Source organism: Streptomyces sp. MMG1533, assembly GCF_001279775.1.
Classification (GTDB): domain Bacteria; phylum Actinomycetota; class Actinomycetes; order Streptomycetales; family Streptomycetaceae; genus Streptomyces.
In genome coordinates, this window is sequence record NZ_LGDG01000022.1 from 1 (window position 1) to 19,448 (window position 19,448).

Annotated in this window: 14 protein-coding genes; 8 read left to right on the top strand and 6 right to left on the bottom strand. The window is 72.5% G+C overall.

All coding sequences use genetic code 11. The features are described from left to right. Positions 1-206 precede the first annotated feature (206 nt). Positions 207-962 (bottom strand): TIGR03089 family protein, encoded by a 756-nt coding sequence (locus ADK57_RS05140; protein WP_053748133.1) that lies wholly within the window; start codon positions 960-962, stop codon positions 207-209. Between the two features lie 122 nt (positions 963-1,084). Here ADK57_RS05140 and ADK57_RS05145 point away from each other — a divergent pair, with 122 nt between their 5' ends. Further along, positions 1,085-2,554 (top strand): N-acetylmuramoyl-L-alanine amidase, encoded by a 1,470-nt coding sequence (locus ADK57_RS05145; protein ID WP_053748134.1) that lies wholly within the window; start codon positions 1,085-1,087, stop codon positions 2,552-2,554. A gap of 272 nt (positions 2,555-2,826) precedes the next feature. Further along, positions 2,827-3,909: a sugar phosphate nucleotidyltransferase gene (locus ADK57_RS05150; protein ID WP_053748135.1), complete on the top strand. Its 1,083-nt coding sequence runs from the start codon at positions 2,827-2,829 to the stop codon at positions 3,907-3,909. A 291-nt stretch (positions 3,910-4,200) separates the two neighbouring features. Here ADK57_RS05150 and ADK57_RS05155 read toward each other — a convergent pair whose 3' ends face one another. The 4 genes from ADK57_RS05155 to ADK57_RS05170 all read right to left on the bottom strand — a co-directional run bounded on the left by ADK57_RS05155 (position 4,201) and on the right by ADK57_RS05170 (position 8,285). After that, positions 4,201-5,205, bottom strand: a complete 1,005-nt coding sequence (locus ADK57_RS05155; RefSeq protein ID WP_053748136.1) for a DNA-3-methyladenine glycosylase family protein — start codon at positions 5,203-5,205, stop codon at positions 4,201-4,203. 208 nt (positions 5,206-5,413) lie between these two features. Next, on the bottom strand, positions 5,414-6,724 hold the full coding sequence (locus ADK57_RS05160) for a coenzyme F420-0:L-glutamate ligase (protein WP_053748137.1): 1,311 nt from the start codon (positions 6,722-6,724) through the stop codon (positions 5,414-5,416). Then, positions 6,721-7,680, bottom strand: a complete 960-nt coding sequence (cofD, locus tag ADK57_RS05165; protein ID WP_053748138.1) for a 2-phospho-L-lactate transferase — start codon at positions 7,678-7,680, stop codon at positions 6,721-6,723. Before cofD ends, ADK57_RS05160 begins: the two co-directional genes overlap by 4 nt. A gap of 92 nt (positions 7,681-7,772) precedes the next feature. After that, on the bottom strand, positions 7,773-8,285 hold the full coding sequence (locus tag ADK57_RS05170) for a cysteine dioxygenase (RefSeq protein WP_053748139.1): 513 nt from the start codon (positions 8,283-8,285) through the stop codon (positions 7,773-7,775). Between the two features lie 674 nt (positions 8,286-8,959). Here ADK57_RS05170 and ADK57_RS05175 point away from each other — a divergent pair. From ADK57_RS05175 to ADK57_RS05185, 3 genes are all read left to right on the top strand, one after another. Next, positions 8,960-9,223 carry a WhiB family transcriptional regulator gene (locus tag ADK57_RS05175; protein WP_010034659.1) on the top strand — a complete coding sequence of 88 codons (264 nt, stop codon included), beginning with the start codon at positions 8,960-8,962 and terminating at the stop codon, positions 9,221-9,223. A gap of 217 nt (positions 9,224-9,440) precedes the next feature. After that, complete coding sequence (locus tag ADK57_RS05180) at positions 9,441-13,151, top strand: glycosyltransferase family 2 protein (RefSeq protein ID WP_078972956.1); 3,711 nt, start codon at positions 9,441-9,443, stop codon at positions 13,149-13,151. Continuing rightward, the gene (locus ADK57_RS05185; protein WP_053748141.1) at positions 13,148-14,635 is read left to right on the top strand and encodes a DUF5719 family protein; all 1,488 of its coding nucleotides are present in this window, start codon (positions 13,148-13,150) and stop codon (positions 14,633-14,635) included. Before ADK57_RS05180 ends, ADK57_RS05185 begins: the two co-directional genes overlap by 4 nt. Positions 14,636-14,731: 96 nt before the next feature. On the opposite strand, the gene ADK57_RS05190 is transcribed toward ADK57_RS05185, so the two are convergent. Beyond that, positions 14,732-15,181 (bottom strand): metallopeptidase family protein, encoded by a 450-nt coding sequence (locus ADK57_RS05190; protein WP_078972957.1) that lies wholly within the window; start codon positions 15,179-15,181, stop codon positions 14,732-14,734. Positions 15,182-15,525: 344 nt separating this feature from the next. Here ADK57_RS05190 and ADK57_RS05195 point away from each other — a divergent pair, with 344 nt between their 5' ends. From ADK57_RS05195 to ADK57_RS05205, 3 genes are all read left to right on the top strand, one after another. Continuing rightward, complete coding sequence (locus tag ADK57_RS05195) at positions 15,526-15,903, top strand: DUF3499 domain-containing protein (RefSeq protein ID WP_053748143.1); 378 nt, start codon at positions 15,526-15,528, stop codon at positions 15,901-15,903. Between the two features lie 159 nt (positions 15,904-16,062). Next, on the top strand, positions 16,063-17,679 hold the full coding sequence (locus ADK57_RS05200) for an L-lactate permease (RefSeq protein WP_053748144.1): 1,617 nt from the start codon (positions 16,063-16,065) through the stop codon (positions 17,677-17,679). A gap of 150 nt (positions 17,680-17,829) precedes the next feature. Beyond that, a complete protein-coding gene (locus tag ADK57_RS05205) occupies positions 17,830-19,194 on the top strand; it encodes a phosphomannomutase/phosphoglucomutase (RefSeq protein ID WP_053748145.1) in 1,365 nt (454 codons plus the stop codon). The last annotated feature ends 254 nt before the right edge of the window (positions 19,195-19,448 follow it).

Sequence of the window (19,448 nt, forward strand, 5' to 3'; positions counted from 1 at the left end):
CTGGGGCGTGGGGGGCGGGGGTGTTGGGGTCTGGGGGCGGCAGCCCTCAGGTGGCGGGCACCTCTCGACCGACCGGGTCTGGTGGCAGGGTGGGCACGGGTCGGGGGCGCATGGGTCGGGGGCTGGTGGCGGAGCCCCCAGCGAGGCCCGCACCGACGCCGGGGCGCGGCCCGCACCGACGCCGGGTGCGGTCGCACGCCCGGCGCCTACCGAGCCGTGGCCGTCACCCGCTCACTCTCGATGCGCTTGGCCAGCGCCTCCTCGCCCAGCTGATCCAGGTTCCGGCACAGCACCACGGACCCCCCGGTGGCCAGCGGCGCGTACAGCCCCGCGTTCAGCCCCTCCCAGGTGTCGTACGGCAGCCCCGACAGCAGCCGGGACCCGGGCCCCATGAGTCCGACCTCCGTCGCCTCCGCCCGCGCCCGCTCGACGACCTCGGCCGCGCTGAACTCCCGCCCGGCCACGATCAGCGCCGGCTCCTCGGGATCCACCGGCGCGAACGGCACGAACCGGTCCCCCTGACCCGGCACCTCGACGGCGTAGTCGGCGAAGCCCGCCGGCGGCTGCGGAAACCGCCCGCCGAGCGGCCGCAGGGCCAGCGCGACCCGCTCTCCGGAGCACGCCCGCGCGGCCTCCAGCGCATCGGGCCCGCTCACCACCACGTCGGCGGCCGCCGGATCGCCGCCGACATCGGCGATCGCCCCCACCGACGCACACGCCAGCAGCCACACCGCCGTCTGCCAGTGCGCGGGCAGCAGCAGCGCGACCCGGTCGCCGGGCCCCGCGGCGAGATCGCCCTGGAGGAGGTTCGAGGTCTTGGCCACCCAATTGGCGAAAGTGGCCACGGACAATTCGACACGTTCGCCCGTGGCGTCGTCGTAGAAGGTCACCAGGGGGCGTGCGGGATCCGCGGCGAGCGCGGAACGCAGCAGGTCGGCAGGGGTGCGATCGGTGGCGTTCACCCGCAGAAGCGTACGCGGGCCCGCGTACGTGCACCGGCCGGTGGGCGCCGCGGATCGCCACCGGTTCGGCGGAACACCCCCCGACAGCCCGTCAATTCCCCGATGGACAGATATGTATGACTATGTCCAAGATCAGGGGCATGCATGGATTCCTTGCTTCCTCGATCGGCGTCACTTGCGCGGCCGCACTGGCCCTTCCACTGACCCCGCCCGCGGCCGCGGCGAACCTGCCGGCCACGGCGACCCTGTTGTCGGCGAGACCGCCGGCGTTGAGCGCTCCGGCCAGGGCGACCGGGAGGCCGGCGCCGACCGCGGAAGCGCCCGGCGGCACCCAGTCACTGCCCCTCGCCCCCCTCGCCTCCCGCGACCGAACCCTCGCCCCCACCGCCGAACAGGGCCTGTCCCGCCGGGACGTACGGCACTTCTCGCTCGTCGGCGTGGTCTGGGACGACCCGGACGTCGAACTCCACGGCCGAGTCCAGGTCCGTACCCGCGCGGCCGGCACCGGCACCTGGTCCGGCTGGCAGGACGTCGAGACCCACAACGCCGAGCACGCGGCCGACCCGGACACCGCCGAGCGCACCTCCGGGCGGGTGCGCGGAGCGACGGCACCGCGGTGGGTGGGTGACTCGGACGGCGTGGAGGTACGCGTCCGCGCGGTCGCCGAGACCCAGGCGCAACGCGTCGACGAGACCGCCCGCGGCCCGCGCACGGCGACGGCCGGCTCCCCGCTCCCCTCCGGTATGCGCCTCGAACTGGTCGACCCGGGTGCCCCGCCCGGTCCGGACGCCGCCGGCGCCCCCCGCGCTCTCGCCTCGAGCGCCGAACCGGTCGAAGCCCTCGGCGCCGTGGACGCGTCCGCCGCCAACGCCGGACTCGCCCCCCGCGGCGCCACCGAGATCCCGGAACTCACCCGGAGCGAGACCGAGCGGGAGCTGGTCACCCTCCGGACCGCCGAACTGACCCGGGAACAGCGGGCACAGCCGAAGATCGGCCCGCGTCCGCGCATCGTCACCCGGCACGGGTGGGGCGCGAACGAGAGCCTGCGGAAAGGGCAGTTCGTCTACACGAACAAGGTCAAGGCGGCCTTCGTGCATCACACGGCTTCCGGCAACGGATACCGCTGCGCCGAGGCTCCCTCAGTCATTCGCGGTATCTACCGCTACCACGTCGTGAGCATGGGCTGGCGCGACATCGGCTACAACTTCCTCGTCGACAAGTGCGGAAACATCTACGAGGGGCGCGCCGGGGGTGTGGCGAAGCCGGTCATGGGCGCCCACACGCTGGGTTTCAACTCCAACAGCATGGGGATCGCCGTCCTCGGCAGCTACGGCTCCGCCAAGCCGTCCGCCGCCGCGGTGAAGGCCGTCGCCCGTCTCACCGCGTGGAAGCTCGGCCTGCACGGCGCCAATCCACGCGGCAAGACATACCTGAAGTCCGGCGGTGGCAATCTCTACGCCAAGGGAAAGAACGTACGACTGAACGTGATCTCCGGCCACCGGGACGGCTTCGCCACCACATGCCCCGGCTGGCAGCTCTACCTCAAGCTCGGCACGACCCGCTCGACTGCGGCCCGCCTACAGGGTCGCTAGGGCGGAACCCGGGGCAGGGGGCCCTGGTCGGAGGACGGATCGAGACGGATCGGGTCGGGTCGGGGTGGATCCGGGCGGCTCGGGGCAGGTCGGGGCAGGCTCGGGAACCGTCCGGACACCACCGGAGTCTGTCCGTCAGGAGGACACGTTCACCGCCGTCGGGGGGCAGGGGCGGGATGCCGCACGCCGTCGAAGGCGCCGCACAACGGTCTGCATACACTGGCCGGCCGAAAGACAGTTCGGCCGGTCCCGGCAGGAAGCAGAGACGACAGGTGACAGAAGCGATACTCCTGGTCGGCGGCAAGGGCACCCGGCTGCGCCCGCTCACGGTGCACACACCGAAGCCCATGGTCCGCGCGGCCGGGGTCCCGTTCCTCACGCACCAACTCGCGCGGGCGAGAGCGGCGGGCGTCGACCACATCGTCCTCGCCACCTCCTACCTGGCCGAGGTCTTCGAACCGTACTTCGGCGACGGCTCCTCCCTCGGACTCCACATCGAGTACGTCACCGAGGACGAGCCCCTCGGCACGGGCGGCGCGATCCGCAACGTGGCCTCCCGCCTGCACTCCGCCCCGGACGAGCCGGTCCTCGTCTTCAACGGCGACATCCTGACGGGCCTGGACATCAGGGCGCTGGTGGAGACGCACGAGAGGACGACCGCTGACGTCTCCCTCCACCTCACGCAGGTCACGGACCCGCGCGCCTACGGCCTGGTCCCCACCGACGAGACGGGCAAGGTCCTGGCGTTCCTGGAGAAGCCGCAGACCCCCGAGGAGATCGTCACCGACCAGATCAACGCGGGGGCGTACGTCTTCCGCCGCTCCGTCATCGACACCATCCCGCAAGGCCGCCCGGTCTCGGTGGAAAGGGAGACCTTCCCCGACCTCCTCGCCGCGGGAGCCCACCTCCAGGGCATGGTCGACTCGACGTACTGGCTGGACCTCGGCACCCCGGCCGCCTTCGTCCGCGGCTCCGCCGACCTCGTCCTGGGCCGCGCCCCGTCCCCCGCGATCCCCGGCCGCTGCGGCGACCGCCTCGTTCTCCCCACGGCACGAGTCGCCCCCGACGCGAAACTCACGGGCGGCACGGTGGTCGGCGAGGGCGCGTTCGTGGCAGAGGGCGCGAGGGTCTTCGGTTCGACGATCCTCCCCGGCGCCGTCATCGAACCCGGCGCCGTCATCACCGACTCCCTCATCGGCACCCGGGCCCGCGTCGGCGAACGTTCGATCCTCACCGGCACGGTCATCGGCGACGGCGCGATCATCGGTCCCGACAACGAGCTCCGCGACGGCATGCGCATCTGGTGCGACGCCCAAATCCCGGCGGGCGCGGTCCGCTTCTCCTCGGACCAGTAGCCGACCTGCTCAACACCGGGCGGCCGAGCCAGGTTTGCCCGCCTGACGCTGGGCGGCCGAGCCAGGTTTGCCTACTCAACACCGGGCGCCCGATCCGGGCCGGCCCGGCGTTGAGGGGGGTGTCCCTCCGGCGCTCGACGACGAGGCCCGTTCATGGCCGAAGCGGGGTCGGGGGCGCAGCTCTCAGGGCGAGGTTCACCTCTTGGCCGACCGAGTCGGGTGGAGGGGTGGGCACAGGCCGGGGGGCTCGGGGCGGAGCCCCCGGGGACGGCCACCGAGACGCCGCCCACGTCACAACCGCCCGATGTCCCCCCGAGGCATCCGCGGCGCCCGCCTCGCCGGCACCGCCCCACTCAGCAAGATCAACCGAGCCGCCCGATGCCGCTGCCCGGCATAAGGCTCCAGCAGCTCCAGCATCACGTCATCATCCGCATCCCGGTCCCCGGCCAGCGCCCACCCCACGATCCCCGGCAGATGCAGATCGCCCACCGTCACGGCATCCGCCGCCCCGTGACTCCGCTGCACAACCTCCGCCGAGGTCCACGGCCCGATCCCCGGCACAACCTCCAGCCGAGCCTGCGCAGCCACCGGCTCCATCCCCACGGCCTCCTCGAGCCGTGCAGCAACCCGGACAGCCCGCAAGATCGTCGACGCCCGTTTGTTGTCCACGCCGGCCCGATGCCACTCCCACGACGGAATCAACGCCCATGTCCGAGGCGCCGGCATCACCCACAGCCGCCCGCCGGCCGCAGGCCCCGGCGCCGGCTCCCCGAACTTCCGCACCAGCAACCGCCACGCCCGATACGCCTCATCGGTCGTGACCTTCTGCTCCAGAACCGACGGAATCAACGACTCCAGCACCAGCCCGGTCCGCGTCAGCCGCAACCCCGGCCGCCGATGCCAGGCCCTCGCCACCACCCGGTGCCGAGGCGCGAACACGGCCGGATCGTCATCTGCCCCCAACATCCCCGGCAGCCGCTCCAACAGCCAGTCGGCCCCCGGCCCCCACGCCTCCCCGCGCACGGCGCCACCCATCGCGGCGATCCGCAGCGTCCCCGGCCCGGCAGGAGTAAGGGCGGCGCGCCACACGGACCCGTCCGGCATCGCCCGGAACGTCGGATCCCCAGGCCCACGCCGCAGCGGCCCAAGCACCAGCCCGAGATCGAGCGGCCCGTCCGGCACATACGTCCGCACGAGCCCGGGCGCCTGCGCCTGCCGCGGCACACCCGCGGGCACGACGACCTCCCCACCGCGCACGGTCGTACGCGTGGGCCGAGGAGCGAACCGTCCTGCCACGAATGAGTCCCAGGGATACGAGAGAGAGAAGCCCTACGAGAGTAGAGCCCCGGGAAACCGGAGGTCACGGAAAACCGGAGGCCACCGGAACCAGAGGGCACGGAAACCGGAGACCACCGGAACCGGACGCCACCGGAACCAGAGGTCACCGGAACCAGAGGTCACGAAACCAGAGGTCACCGGAAGCGGGCACCACCCAGCGGGCGCGTCACCGCACCTCGATGAACGCCCCCGCCTCCCGCTCCGCCCGAGCCCGAGGCTCCTCCGCCGGATGCCCCACCGCCACGGCCCCCATCGGATCCCACCCCTCCGGCAGCCCCAGCACCTCCCGCACCACATCCCGGCAGAACATCGTGGACGACACCCACGCCGACCCCAGCCGCTCCCCGGCCAGCGCGACGAGGAAGTTCTGCACACCGGCCCCCGCGGCGACCACGAACATCTCCCGCTCGGCAGCGTCCCGCCGCGCATCGCCGTAGGTGTGCGACCCGTCCATCACAAGGCAGGGCACCACCAGGTACGGCGCATTCCGCAGCACATCCCCCCGTCGCACCCGCTTGCCGATGGACTCCTCGCTCTTCCCGTCCCGCCGAAGATCCGCGACCCACGCATCACGCATGGCGTCCAACAGCCCGGTCCGCGCGGACTCCGACTCCAGCAGCACGAACCGCCACGGCGTCGTGTGGTGCGGCGCCGGCGCCGTGACCGCCGCGGCCACGGCCCGTCGTACGGCCCCCGGGTCGACGGGCTCGTCGGTGAAGGCCCGTACGGTACGGCGCTGGGTGACCGCCTCCCGTACCGCCTCCGAGGTCCCCAGCCGGAACATGTCGTCGCGCGCGCCGCGCACCATGGCCCGTGCACCCTCCCTGTGGTCCTCGGCCAGCACGTGCGAAAGCCCGCGCACCACGGCGACGGGCAGCCCCGCGGCCTTGCCCTTGACCAGATCACCGGCCGAGGCCAGCTCGTCCGCCGTCGCGACGACCGTCGCGCTGAGCGGATTGCCGTACGCGTCCGTGCCCCCGCGCAGGTCGTCCAGAACCCGCACGCCGGCGGCGCCGATCGCGACATCCGTGAGCCCCGTGCGCCAGGGCCGCCCGAACGTGTCCGTCACGACGACCCCGACGTCGACCCCGAGGGCGTCCCGCAGCCCGTCCCGGATCGCGCGCGCCGACGCGTCCGGGTCCTCGGGCAGCAACAGCACCGTCCCGGAAGGCGTGTTGGAGGCGTCCACCCCGGCGGCGGCCATCACGAGCCCCTGCCGGTTCTCCACGATCCGCAGCGCACCGCGTCTCGCCACCACCCGTACGGTCTCGGCGTCGATCGCGGCCTCCCGGTCGACCGCCTCGACGATCCGCCCCTCCGCCTTGGACACGATCTTGGAGGTGACGAGCAGCACGTCACCGTCCACCAGACCCGGCTCGGCGGCGGCGATCAGCTTGCCGAGATCGTCCCCCTGCTGCACCTCGGGCAGCCCGGGCAATGCCCAGACCCGGTAACCGTCGACAGGTACGCCGCTCAAAGCGCCCGCACCTCCTCCGCCAGCGCCAGCGCCTCACGCGCCATCTGTGCGGTCGCGTCCACGTCGGTCATCATCAGCGGCACGGCCCGGCACCGGATCCCGGCGGCCTCGACCCGCTCCACCACACCCGCGTCCACGGTGTCGACCAGCCAGCCGTCCAGCAGCCCCGAGCCGTAGTGCTCGGCGACCGCAGCGGCCGTCGACTCCACGCCCACCGCCGCGAGCACCTTGTCGGCCATCCCGCGCACGGGCGCGTCCCCGACGATGGGGGAGAGCCCCACGACCGGCACCCCGGCCTCGGCGATCGCCTCCCGGATGCCGGGCACGGCGAGGATGGTGCCGACGGACACGACCGGGTTGGACGGCGGGAACAGCACGACATCCGCCTCGGCGATCGCCTCCAGGACGCCGGGCGCGGGCTTCGACTGCTCCGCGCCCACCGGCACGATCGCCTCGGCCGGCACGGAGGCCCGCAGCCGCACCCAGTACTCCTGGAAGTGGACCGCCTTGCGCTCCCCGTCGACCTCGACGGCGACATGCGTCTCGACCCGGTCGTCGGTCATGGGGATCAGCCGTACGCCCGGCTTCCATCGGTCGCACAGCGCCTCGGTGACCGCGCTCAGCGGATACCCGGCGCCGATCATCTGCGTCCGCACGATGTGCGTGGCGAAGTCCCGGTCGCCCAGCCCGAACCACTCGGGCCCGACGCCGTACGCCGCGAGCTCCTCCTTGAGGTGGAAGGTCTCCTCGGCCCGCCCCCAGCCCTGCTCCTCGTTGATGCCGCCGCCGAGCGTGTACATCACCGTGTCGAGGTCCGGGCAGACCTTCAGCCCGAAGAGGTGGATGTCGTCCCCGGTGTTGCCGATGACCGTGACGTCCGCGTCCGGCGCGGCCCGCTTCAGACCGCGCAGGAACCGGGCACCACCGATGCCGCCTGCCAGAACCACAATGCGCATGGGGGCAAGTCTTGCAGGCGGGTACGACAACGCGTCAGGCGGTTACGACGACGTCGCCCCGTCTCGTGCGTCAGGCGCTCCTCGTTCGTGCGTCAGGCGCTTACGACGTCCACCTCGTCGTACGTCGCCGGGGCCGAGCACTGGGGCGCGTGCATCGGCATCTCGGTCAGGCCGGGGTAGTAGACGTGCAGGCTTATGGCCGGCTCGAGCGTGTCGTTGACCACCTCGTGCACATACCCCGGCGCGAACACCCGCTGCGCACCCGCCTCCAGCGCGCGCGTGCCCCGCTCGGTCCGCTCGGTCAGCCTTCCGTCCAGCACGGTCAGGACTCCGGAGGAGCGGCCGTGGTCGTGCAGTCCGCTGCCCTGTCCGGGCACCCAGGACAGCAGCCACACCTCGTAGCCGGGGCCGGTGCGCAGCCGGTGGTACCAGCGGGTGGTCGCGTCGTACCGGACGAGGTGTTCCCACTGGGCGCGGTCGGCGGCGATGGAGCGGGACAGGCCGACGAACTCGGCGACGGTGGCCGGGTGCTCGCGCGCGGGCTGGAGAAGGTGCGGGACTTCGAGGATGTCGCCGGCGATCTGGAGGTCGCTGTCGCTGTTCATGGAATGCGGTGGTTCCTCGGCGGAAGAGTGTGGGGGATGGCTGGGTGTCACGTACCGTCCGCCCGGGTCACGGGGGGACAGAGATGCCCTGGTCCGGGCGTGGGGAACAAGCAGCCGAGTCGCGGTGGACTCAGAGGCAGCCGGAGCGCGCTTGGCTCAACAGCCGGGACAGCAACAACAGCTACAGCGAGCGTGGGCAGCACCGAGGGACCCGGCGGAGCGGGTCGAGGTGAGTGCCAAGTTCGCGAGCATGCCCACAAGGACACCGGTTCACACCTTCACTGTCAACTCGACGCCCGGTATGTGGGACATGTTTCACCTCATCCGGTTCATCTCCGAGGGGAAAGGTTTGTTCATGCGTCCACCGGGACACATGGGCACAACCGGGCGCGCGGGCCTCGGAACGAGATCGAACTTCTGGGCGTCCTTCTCCGTACAGGCCCCAAAGCGCGGTGCGGGAGCGGAGCTCCTCGAGGGTCCCGTCCGCTTGTCAAGGTTTATGACGATTTGAACACTTTCTGCAAGGCCTTGGTTCCGCAGAGTGAATAAGGGGCCCAATAGCAGATCTCGGCTTGACTCGCCCGGAGCAGCACACTTGTAATTTCACTCGTGTCGTTCAGCCGAAATCGGTACGGCTACATCACGGGGACGCGAAAGACAGACGAGGGGCGCACATGACCGAGACGGTGCAGCAACTGCTGGTCGACGACGCGGACGAGGAACTCGGCTGGCAGGAGCGCGCGCTGTGCGCCCAGACCGACCCCGAGTCCTTCTTCCCCGAGAAGGGCGGCTCCACCCGCGAGGCCAAGAAGGTCTGCCTCGCCTGTGAGGTCCGCTCCGAGTGCCTCGAGTACGCCCTCGCCAACGACGAACGCTTCGGCATCTGGGGCGGCCTCTCCGAACGCGAGCGCCGCAGACTCAAGAAGGCCGCGGTCTGAGTCCGAGGGGCACCCGTCCGAGGAGCATGTATCCGAGGGGTACGTCTCGAGTCCGCGCACATATACGTCACGAACGGCCCGTCGCAGGTGGGTTATCCACAGGCGGCGGGCCGCCTTCATGCCCAGCCGATAGTGTGGGCGCTCGTCCGAGACGCCTCGCCGCCCCCAGTGGGCACAGGCGTCCACCGCAGTCCACCGAACCGGGGCCCGTACCTCGATGTCCGTGCACAGCCACACGGCAGCCCAGCAAGACACCGCTGCCACACCTGAGTTTCCGCGTCATGTGGTGACCGCGGTCCTCGTCTCCCACGACGGCGCCCGCTGGCTGCCCGACGCACTGGCCGGGCTGCTCGGCCAGGAGCGCCCGGTGCAGTTCGCCATGGGCGCCGACACCGGCAGCGCGGACGACTCCGCCCAGCTGGTCACCCATGCCCTCGGCGCCGACCGCGTGCTGCACCTCGCCCGGCGCACCGGCTTCGGCCAGGCCGTGGAGGAGGCGGGCCGCACGGCCCCTGTCCTCACCCCTGACGAACTGCCGTATCTGAAGCGGCCCAGCGGCTGGGACCCCGTCACGCGCACCTGGCGCGACGACGCCTACGACCTGCCGGAGCTCCCGCACGGAGAGCCGGTGCAGTGGCTGTGGCTGCTGCACGACGACTGCGCCCCCGAACCCGACGCCCTGGCCCAGCTGCTGCGGGTCGTGGAGACCGAGTACGAACTGGGCCGGGACGACGTGGCCGTGGTGGGCCCCAAGCTCCGCGGCTGGTACGACCGCCGGCAGCTGCTGGAGGTCGGCGTCAGCATCGCCCACTCCGGCCGCCGCTGGACCGGCCTCGACCGCCGCGAACAGGACCAGGGCCAGCACGACCACGTCCGGCCGGTGCTGTCCGTGTCCACCGCAGGCATGCTGATCCGGCGCGACGTCTTCGAGCAGCTCGGCGGCTTCGACCGTCGGCTGCCCCTGATGCGCGACGACGTCGACCTGTGCTGGCGGGCGCACGCGGCCGGGTACCGCGTCCTGATCGCCCCGGAAGCCGTCGTACGACATGCCGAGGCCGCCTCGCGCGAGCGCCGCGCCGTCGACTGCGCGGGCCGCACCACCGCCTCCCCGCACAAGGTCGACAAGGCCGGCGCCGTCTACACCCTGCTCGTCAACACGCGTACGGCCGTGCTGCCCTGGGTGCTGGTGCGCCTCGTCCTGGGCACCCTGCTGCGGACCGTCGCCTACCTCGTCGGCAAGGTCCCCGGACAGGCCGTAGACGAGATCCGCGGCCTCCTGGGCACCCTGCTGCGGCCCGAGCGGATCCTCGCCGGGCGCCGCAGGCGCGGCCGTCCGGCCGTCGACAAGGACGAGATGCGGCCGCTGTTCCCGCCGCCGGGCGCGACCGTCCGTGCCACGGTCGAGCAGGCCGCGAGCAGCCTCTTCGGCAGCTCCGACCCCGAGGCGACCTCCGGCGCCGGCCGGCACGGCGGCGCGGTCGAGTCCGGGCCCGGCGGCGACGACGCCGACTTCCTGGAGATCGAGCAGTTCGTCCGCCTCAAGCGCATCGCCCGCAAGCCCGGTCCGGTGCTCTTCCTGGTGCTGCTGCTGGTCTCCCTGGTCGCCTGCCGCGCCCTGCTCGGCGGCGGCGCGCTCGCGGGCGGCGCCCTGCTGCCCGCCCCGGCCGACTCCGGCGAGCTGTGGTCGCGCTACCTGGACGCCTGGCACGCGGTGGGCGCCGGCGGCACCCCGTCCGCACCGCCCTACCTCGCGCTCGTCGCGATGCTCGCCTCCGTGCTGTTCGGCTCGACCGGCCTCGCGGTCACCGTCCTGTTGGTCTGCTCGGTGCCGCTGGCCGGTTTCGCCGCCTACTTCGCCTCCCGCCCGCTCGTCGAGTCACGCCTCCTGCGCGCGTGGGCGGCCGTCGTCTACGCCTTCCTGCCCGCCGCCACCGGCGCCCTCGCCGGCGGCCGCATCGGCACCGCCGTCCTGGCCATCCTGCTGCCGCTCATGGCGCGCGCGGGCATCGCGGCCAGCGGCCTGGCACACAGCTCGGGCACGCGTGGCAGCTGGCGCGCCACCTGGGCGTACGCCCTGCTGCTGACCGTCACCACGGCGTTCACGCCGATCGTGTGGCCCATCGTGCTGATCCTCGGCATCGGCCTGCTGGCCGTGCGCCGCGCCGAGATCACCGCCTACGGCCTGCGCTTTTTGGCCCAGCTCGGCACGCCCCTGCTGATCCTCGCCCCGTGGTCGCTGTCCCTCCTGCCCTTCGGCTTCTTCCGGGAAGCCGGCCTGGAGTACGGCGCCTCGTCGGCCTCCGCCCTCGACCTGCTCGGCATCAGCCCCGGCGGCCCCGGCACGGTCAGCGGGCTGATGCTGATCGGCGTCGTCCTGGCCGCGCTGGCCGCCCTGCTGCGCTCCGAGCGGCAGTTCGGCATCTGGACGGCCTGGGCCGCCGCCCTGGTGGGCCTGGTCTTCGCCGCCCTGTCCAACGCCTCCACCTGGGCCGGCCCCGCGACCCTCGTCTACGGCCTCGCCCTCCTCGGCGCCGCCGTCCTCGGCGCCGACGGGGCACGCGCGCGCGTGGCCGAGCAGAGCTTCGGCTGGCGCCAGCCGGTCGCCGCGCTGATCGCCTTCGCCTCGGCCGCGGGCCCGCTGCTCGTCGCCGCCGGCTGGATGCTCGGCGGCGCCGACGGCCCGCTGGAGCGCCGCGACCCGGTGCAGGTACCCGAGTTCGTCGCCGAGGAGAGCGGCACCCGCGACCAGGCCCGCACCCTCGTCCTCGACAGCGACTCCGCCGCGCACGTCGGCTACATGCTGGTGCGCGGTTCCGGCGCCCGCCTCGGCGACGCCGAACTGGCCGCGGCCGACGGCGAGAACGGCGGCCTCGACAAGATCGTCGCCAACCTCGTGGCCGGCTCCGGCGCCGACCAGGCGGACCAGCTCGGCAAGTTCGCCGTGCGCTACGTCCTGGTCCACAAGGGCGCGCCCCGCGAGGTCACCCGCGTCCTGGATGCCACGCCCGGCCTGTCCCGGCTCAGCCAGCGGGACGGCAGCGGGCTGTGGCGGGTCGACCAGGAGGTCGCGCGCGCCACCGTCGTCACCGAGTCGGGTGATCCGAAGCCCGTCGCCGCCGGCCCCGTCGAGATCCACACCACGATCCCCTCCGGCGCCGACGGCCGCGTCCTGCGTCTCGCCGACACGGCCGACGAGAGCTGGACGGCCACCCTGGACGGCAGGCCGCTCACCCGCACCACGCTCGACGGCTGGGCCCAGGGCTTCGAACTCCCCGCCTCCGGCGGGAAGCTGGACGTCACCTTCGACGACCCGGTCGCTCACACGGCCTGGCTGTGGACCCAGGGCGCCCTCGCCGTCGTCCTCGTGGTGCTGGCCCTGCCCGGCCGCCGCCGCGACGTCGACGACGACCTGCCCGAAGAACCGGCCGTGCCCGCCCAGGCCGTCGCCGGCGAGGGCCGCCGAGCCCGCCGCCTGCGCGCCCAGGCCGAGGCCGAGGCCGAAGAGGGCGGCCGGCCCGACGAGTTCCCGCCCCCTCCGGAGCAGGCTCCCGCCGCCGTTCCGCAGCAGCAGTCCTACGGCATGGGGGTCCCCCCGGGCGAGGATGTTCGAGCCTGGGGGAGGGACACCCCGAGCTATGCGGGTGCGGAGTACGACGGCGGCTACGGCGGCGAGCACTACCAGGGCGCCCAGCAGCAGTACCCGGCGGGCGGCCACGACCAGCAGCCGTACCAGGCGGACCCCTACCAGGGCGGCCAGTACGACCCGTACGCGTACGGCGGCCAGTCCCAGCAGGCCCCCTACGACCAGGGCTACGGCCGGCAGTACGACCAGCAGGGGTACGACCAGGGCTACGACCCGGAGTACGACCCGAACGAGCCGCACCCGCACGGCAACGGCAGTGAGCGCCCCGACGGGAGTCAGCAGTGAACCGCACCACCCTGTCCCTGATCGCCGGCACCACAGCGCTCGCCGCCGTCACGGGATTCGCCGTGCTCACCACACCGGACGCGGCCGGCAGCGACACTTCCCGGGCAGCCGCCGTACTGCCCGTGGAGCGCACCAGCCTGCTGTGCCCGGAGCCCAGCCTCTCCGACCTCGCGGACACGTCGTACACGTCCTTCACGCCCGTCACGAAGGGCACGGGTGGCGACGGCAAGGGCGAACTCCAGCCCGCCACGGAGCAGTCGGCCGACGGCCAGGGCGAGGGGAAGAAGGCCGAGAAGCCGGTCCTGACGCCGAAGGAGCCCGGCACTCCGGTCACCGGGGACACCTCCGGCGGTGACTCGCCCGCGCTCGTCGGCACCGCCGAAGGCAGGTTCGCGCCCGGCTGGACGGTCCAGGAGACCACCGAGGTCGCCGCGGGCGTCGGCCGCGGTCTCCAGGGCGTCAACTGCACCGCGCCGGACACGGAGTTCTGGTTCCCGGGCGCCAGCACGGCCGCCGACCGCAACGACTACGTGCACCTGACCAACCCCGACGACTCCGCAGCCGTCGTCGACATCGAGCTCTACGGCAAGGACGGCGCCCTGGAGTCCACGGCGGGGGAGGGCCTCACCGTCCAGCCGCACTCCAGCGAGCCGGTCCTGCTGTCCACGCTCACGGACGAGAAGCAGGAGAACCTCACCGTCCATGTGAACGTCCGCAGCGGGCGCGTGGGCGCCGCCGTACAGGCCCTCGACGACAAGCTCGGCGGCGACTGGCTGGCCGCGTCCACCGACCCGACGGGCAGCCTGGTCCTGCCGGGGATCCCCAAGGACGCCACCGCGGTGCGTCTGGTCGCCTTCACACCCGGCGACTCCGACGCCGACCTGAAGGTACGGCTCTCCTCGCCGTCCGGCCGGATCACCCCGGCCGGCAACGAGACGCTGCACGTCAAGGCGGGCATGACCACCGCGGTCGACCTCGGCGATCTCACCCGCGGCGAGGCCGGCTCCCTGATCCTGACCCCCACCGACCAGTCCGTGCCGGTGGTCGCCGCCCTGCGGGTCGTACGCGGCAAGGGGTCGAAGCAGGAGACGGCGTTCATCCCCGCCACCCGCCCGGTCGGCACGCGCGCGACGGCCGTCGACAACAGCGCCAAGGGCAGCACCCTCTCCCTGGTCGCACCCGGCCAGGCCGCGAAGGTCAAGGTCACCGCGTCGGCGGGCAGTGAGGGCGGTACGGCCGTCTCGAAGACGTACACGATCAAGGCAGGCACGACAGAGAACGTCGATGCCCCGACCCCGAGCGGCGGGAAGGGCACGTACGCCCTGACGGTCGAGCCGATCTCCGGCGGCCCGGTCTACGCGGCCCGGACCCTGGCGGCCACGGAGGGCGGCGTCCAGGGCTTCACCATCCAGACGCTCCCGGACGACCGGGGAACGGTTGCGGTACCGGAGGCGGACCAGGACCTGTCGGTGCTGCAGAAGTAGGGCGGGCCGCAGTAGGGCGGGCGGCAGCAGCAGGGCGGGCCGCGGAAGCACGGCCGGGCGGTGAAGCAGGGGCGGGCGGTGCGTCCGTGGGCGGGTTCAGTCCTCCCCGTACCGCGGATCCACCGTCTCCGGAGTCAGCCCCAGCAACTCGGCGACCTGCTCGACCACGATCTCGTGCACGAGGGCGGCCCGCTCGTCGCGTCCTTTCGTCCGGATCTCCACCGGCCGCCGATAGACGATCACCCGGGCCGGCCGCCCGTCCCGGGAGGGAATCGTGCCGCCCAGAGGAACCGCCTCGTCGTTCCAGACCTCTCCGGGCGCGTCCAGCCGCGGCACCTCGAGCACCAGGAAGTCGGTGTCGGCCAGCTGCGGCCAGCGCCGCTCCAGACGCTCCACGGAGTCCTGCACCAGGTCCGCGAACGCCTCGGCACGGCTCGCCGCGAGCGGCACCTGCGGCGGCGCGATCGGTCCGCGCATACCCCGACCGTGGCGATCACGACGGCGGGGCCCGGGTCCGGCGGCACGGGGCGGTACAGGGTTGTCCATCACTGGTGAAGCGTAGTCCCCGCCAGGGCCGCGTGCCCGGCGCCCACGCGGCGGCCCGGACCGCTTCCGTCCATCCCGTACGGCATGTCGGCAGTTGACCATTCCAGCCAAGGTTGGGCTCGATTCCGTACCCCTCCAGTACTGTCGATATCAAGGCACTTGACATGGTTTGTGCCGAGTGGTGACCGGTTTCAGAACCGTTCGATCTCTCGGAAGCGCCTGTCCGTGCAGGTCAGCGATGTGTGACCGGAGGGGCGTGTGGGGCGTTTCACAACACGACACGGTGGAGTGACCTCGGGGAGAGTCGTCGCGGCCCGCTCAAGAGTGCGGTACCGTCCAACGTCGTGAGCCCTGTACGTCGCTGTTCGCGCACCGCTTGCGGCCGTCCCGCCGTCGCGACGCTGACGTACGTCTACGCCGACTCGACCGCGGTCCTCGGCCCGCTCGCCACCTACGCCGAACCCCACTGTTACGACCTGTGCGCCGAGCACTCCGAGCGCCTCACCGCCCCGCGTGGCTGGGAGGTCGTCCGACTCCTCGACAGCTCGGCTCCGGCCCGGCCCAGCGGCGACGATCTGGAAGCGCTGGCCAACGCCGTGCGTGAGGCGGCCCGTCCGCAGGAGCGGGCGGCAGGCGCCGGTGGTGGCGGGGGTCGAGGGGCTGACCCGATGGAGGTCGCGCGCCGCGGCCATCTCCGGGTGCTGCGCTCTCCGGACAACTGACCTTCCCCGCCCTCTTCTTGTGACCCGCGTTCCGCTTTCTTGCGGACCGCGTTCCGCTGGATGATGCGCGCCCATTGACGTGCGGTTGGCGCGGACACGACCATTCCAGTTACGTCGAAACGAGAAATCGCTTTCCGCATGACGGAATCGGGGGCACCCGTGTACGTCCAGGAACTGGAACCCGTCGCCGGCTCGCTCGGCCTGTCCGCCCTGGTGGCGGCCCTACCGCTCGTGATCGTCCTCGTCCTGCTCGGCGGCGTCCGCGTGAAGGCGCACCTGGCAGGCCTCACGGGCCTCCTGGCGGCAGCTCTGGTCGCCTGGCTCGCGTACGGCATGCCGCTGGGCCAGACGGCCTCCAGCGCCGCCCAGGGAGCCGTCTTCGGCCTCTTCCCCATCCTCTGGATCGTCGTCAACGCCCTCTGGGTGTACCGGATGACGGTCCGCACCCGGCACTTCGACATCCTGCGCCGCTCCTTCGGACGGCTCTCGGACGACCCGCGTATCCAGGCCCTCGTGGTCGCCTTCTGCTTCGGCGCCCTCCTGGAGGCCCTCGCCGGCTTCGGCGCACCCGTCGCGATCTGCTCGGTCATGCTCGTCGCCCTCGGCTTCGACCCGGTGCGCGCCGCGGTCGTCGCGCTGGTCGCCAACACCGCGCCGGTCGCCTTCGGCGCGATGGGCACACCGGTCGTGACCCTCGCCCAGGTCACCGAACTGCCCCTGGACACGGTGGCGTCCGTGGTGGGCCGTCAGACGCCGCTGCTGGCCCTGGTGGTGCCGCTGGTGCTGGTCTGGCTGGTGGACGGGCGGCGCGGGCTGCGCGAGACCTGGGTGCCCGCCCTGGCGTGCGGAACCGCCTTCGCCATAGCCCAGTTCGCCGCTTCCAACTACGTCTCCGCGCAACTCGCCGACATCGGCGCCGCCTTGGCCGGCGCGGGCGCGCTGGTCGCCGTGCCGCAGGCGCGCAGACCCGCTGCCGAGCCCGTACGCGCGGCCGTGCTCACCGGCGCGCGCAGCGAGGACCTCGACGAGGCCGACCCGCGCCGTGAAGTCCTGCGCGCCTACGCCCCGTACGCCCTGATCGTCGTCATCTTCTCCATCGCCCAGATTCCCGCGATCAAGGACTGGCTGGCCAAGGCGACACAGACGTACGACTGGCCCTTCCTGAATGTCGTGAACGCGGACGGCGACCCGGTCGGCGCGAACGTCTTCATCTGGCCGATCGTGTCCACGGGCGGCACCCTCGTGCTGCTCGCGGGCATCTGCACGGCGGTCGTTCTCGGCGTGCACGCGCGCGTGGCGGTCAGGGAATGGGCCGCGACGGCGTACGAGTTGCGGTTCGCGATCCTCACCGTGACGTCCGTCCTGGCCCTCGCCTACGTCATGAACCTCTCCGGACAGGCCGCCACGATCGGCCACTTCGTGGCGGCGGCCGGCGCCGGACTGGCTTTCCTCTCCCCGGTCCTGGGCTGGTTCGGCGTGGCCGTCTCCGGCTCGGACACCTCGGCCAACGCCCTGTTCGGGGCGCTGCAGGTGACCGCCGCCCGGGAGTCGGGCCTCTCGCCCGAACTCCTGGCCGCCGCAAACAGTTCGGGCGGTGTCCTCGGCAAGATGATCTCGCCGCAGAACCTCACCATCGCCTGCGCGGCCGTGGGCCTCGCCGGCCGCGAGGGCGACCTGCTGCGCAAGGTGCTGCCCTGGAGCGTCGGGCTGCTGCTGGTGATGTGTCTGATCGTGGTCGGGCAGAGCTCGCCGGTGCTGGGCTGGATGCTGCCCTGAACCCCTCCGAGGCCCTCCGAGGCCCTTCGGCGCCTGCCGAGGCCTGCTGACCTGACGTAACGGCTGGGAGTCACTCGGCTTCCACACCGCGCACTGTCAGTGCATACGGGTAGTTTGGGGCGACCGACAGGACTTTCAGAAGGGTTGGCCGTGGCTGCTGATCTGTCACAGCTCGTGAAGGCTTACGACGTGCGCGGAGTCGTCCCGGACCAGTGGGACGAGACGCTGGCCGAGCTCTTCGGGGTCGCCTTCGTCCAGGTGACCGGCGCGAGCGCGATCGTGACCGGGCACGACATGCGGCCCTCGTCCCCCGGCCTGTCCCGGGCCTTCGCGCGCGGGGCGGCCGCGCAGGGCGTCGACGTGACCGAGATCGGCCTCTGCTCGACCGACCAGCTGTACTACGCGTCGGGCGCGCTGAACCTGCCGGGCGCGATGTTCACCGCCTCGCACAACCCGGCCCAGTACAACGGCATCAAGATGTGCCGCGCGGGCGCCGCCCCGGTCGGCCAGGACACCGGCCTCACCCGGATCCGCGAACTCGTCGAGCAGCGGAGCGAGTCGGGCGCCCCGGCCCCCACGGCCACCACGGGCACGATCACCCAGCGGGACACGCTCACGGACTACGCGGCCCACCTGCGCTCCCTCGTCGACCTGACCTCGATCCGGCCCCTCAAGGTCGTCGTCGACGCGGGCAACGGCATGGGCGGCCACACCGTCCCGACGGTCTTCGAGGGCCTGCCCCTGGACGTCGTGCCGATGTACTTCGAGCTGGACGGCACCTTCCCCAACCACGAGGCCAACCCCCTCGACCCGGCCAACCTCGTGGACCTCCAAAAGCGCGTCCGCGAGGAGGGCGCCGACCTCGGCATCGCCTTCGACGGCGACGCCGACCGCTGCTTCGTCGTCGACGAGCACGGCGACCCGGTCTCCCCGTCCGCGATCACCGCCCTGGTGGCCTCCCGCGAACTCGCCAAGCACGGCGGCAAGGGCACGGTCATCCACAACCTGATCACGTCCTGGTCGGTGCCGGAGGTCGTCAAGGAGAACGGCGGCACACCGGTACGCACGCGCGTGGGCCACTCCTTCATCAAGGCCGAGATGGCCAGAACCGGCGCGATCTTCGGCGGCGAACACTCCGCGCACTACTACTTCGCGGACTTCTGGAACGCCGACACGGGCATGCTCGCCGCCCTGCACGTCCTCGCCGCCCTGGGCGGCCAGGACGGCACCCTCTCCGCCCTCGTGGCCCAGTACGACCGCTACGCCGCCTCCGGCGAGATCAACTCCACGGTCGACGACCAGGCCGGCCGCCTGGCGGCCATCAAGACCAGGTACGAGAGCCAGGAGGGCGTCACCCTCGACGAACTCGACGGCCTCACCGTCACCGCCGACGACTGGTGGTTCAACGTCCGCCCCTCCAACACGGAGCCGCTGCTGCGCCTGAACGCGGAGGCGAGGGACGAGGCGACGGTGGCGAAGGTTCGGGACGAGGTGCTGGGGATCATTCGAGGCTGAGCTTCGGACGGGGTGCCGCTGCGGCATGCGCAGGCCTGCCGTTCATCCGAGGGCAGTCGCCTGTCGTCCGCCCGTGGGCAGTCGCCTCGTCCGGCCCCGGACAGTCGCCTGCCGCCCAGCCGCGGGCAGTCGTGCCGCCGGGGCGGCACGGGTGGGCGCGGGCGGCACCCCGTCAGCGCCGGGCCGCGCGACCCACCCCCACCCCCAGCCCCGCCCCCGGTCACCCGGCAACGAACCTGCCAACGGCCCAACCC

Bases quoted from the DNA above. Each gene is read 5' to 3' on its own strand.
- ADK57_RS05170 (WP_053748139.1), bottom strand. From the start codon at position 8,285: ATGAACAGCGACAGCGACCTCCAGATCGCCGGCGACATCCTCGAAGTC.
- ADK57_RS05145 (WP_053748134.1), top strand. From the start codon at position 1,085: ATGTCCAAGATCAGGGGCATGCATGGATTCCTTGCTTCCTCGATCGGC.
- ADK57_RS05175 (WP_010034659.1), top strand. From the start codon at position 8,960: ATGACCGAGACGGTGCAGCAACTGCTGGTCGACGACGCGGACGAGGAA.
- ADK57_RS05190 (WP_078972957.1), bottom strand. From the start codon at position 15,181: ATGGACAACCCTGTACCGCCCCGTGCCGCCGGACCCGGGCCCCGCCGT.
- ADK57_RS05180 (WP_078972956.1), top strand. From the start codon at position 9,441: ATGTCCGTGCACAGCCACACGGCAGCCCAGCAAGACACCGCTGCCACA.
- cofD (WP_053748138.1), bottom strand. From the start codon at position 7,680: ATGCGCATTGTGGTTCTGGCAGGCGGCATCGGTGGTGCCCGGTTCCTG.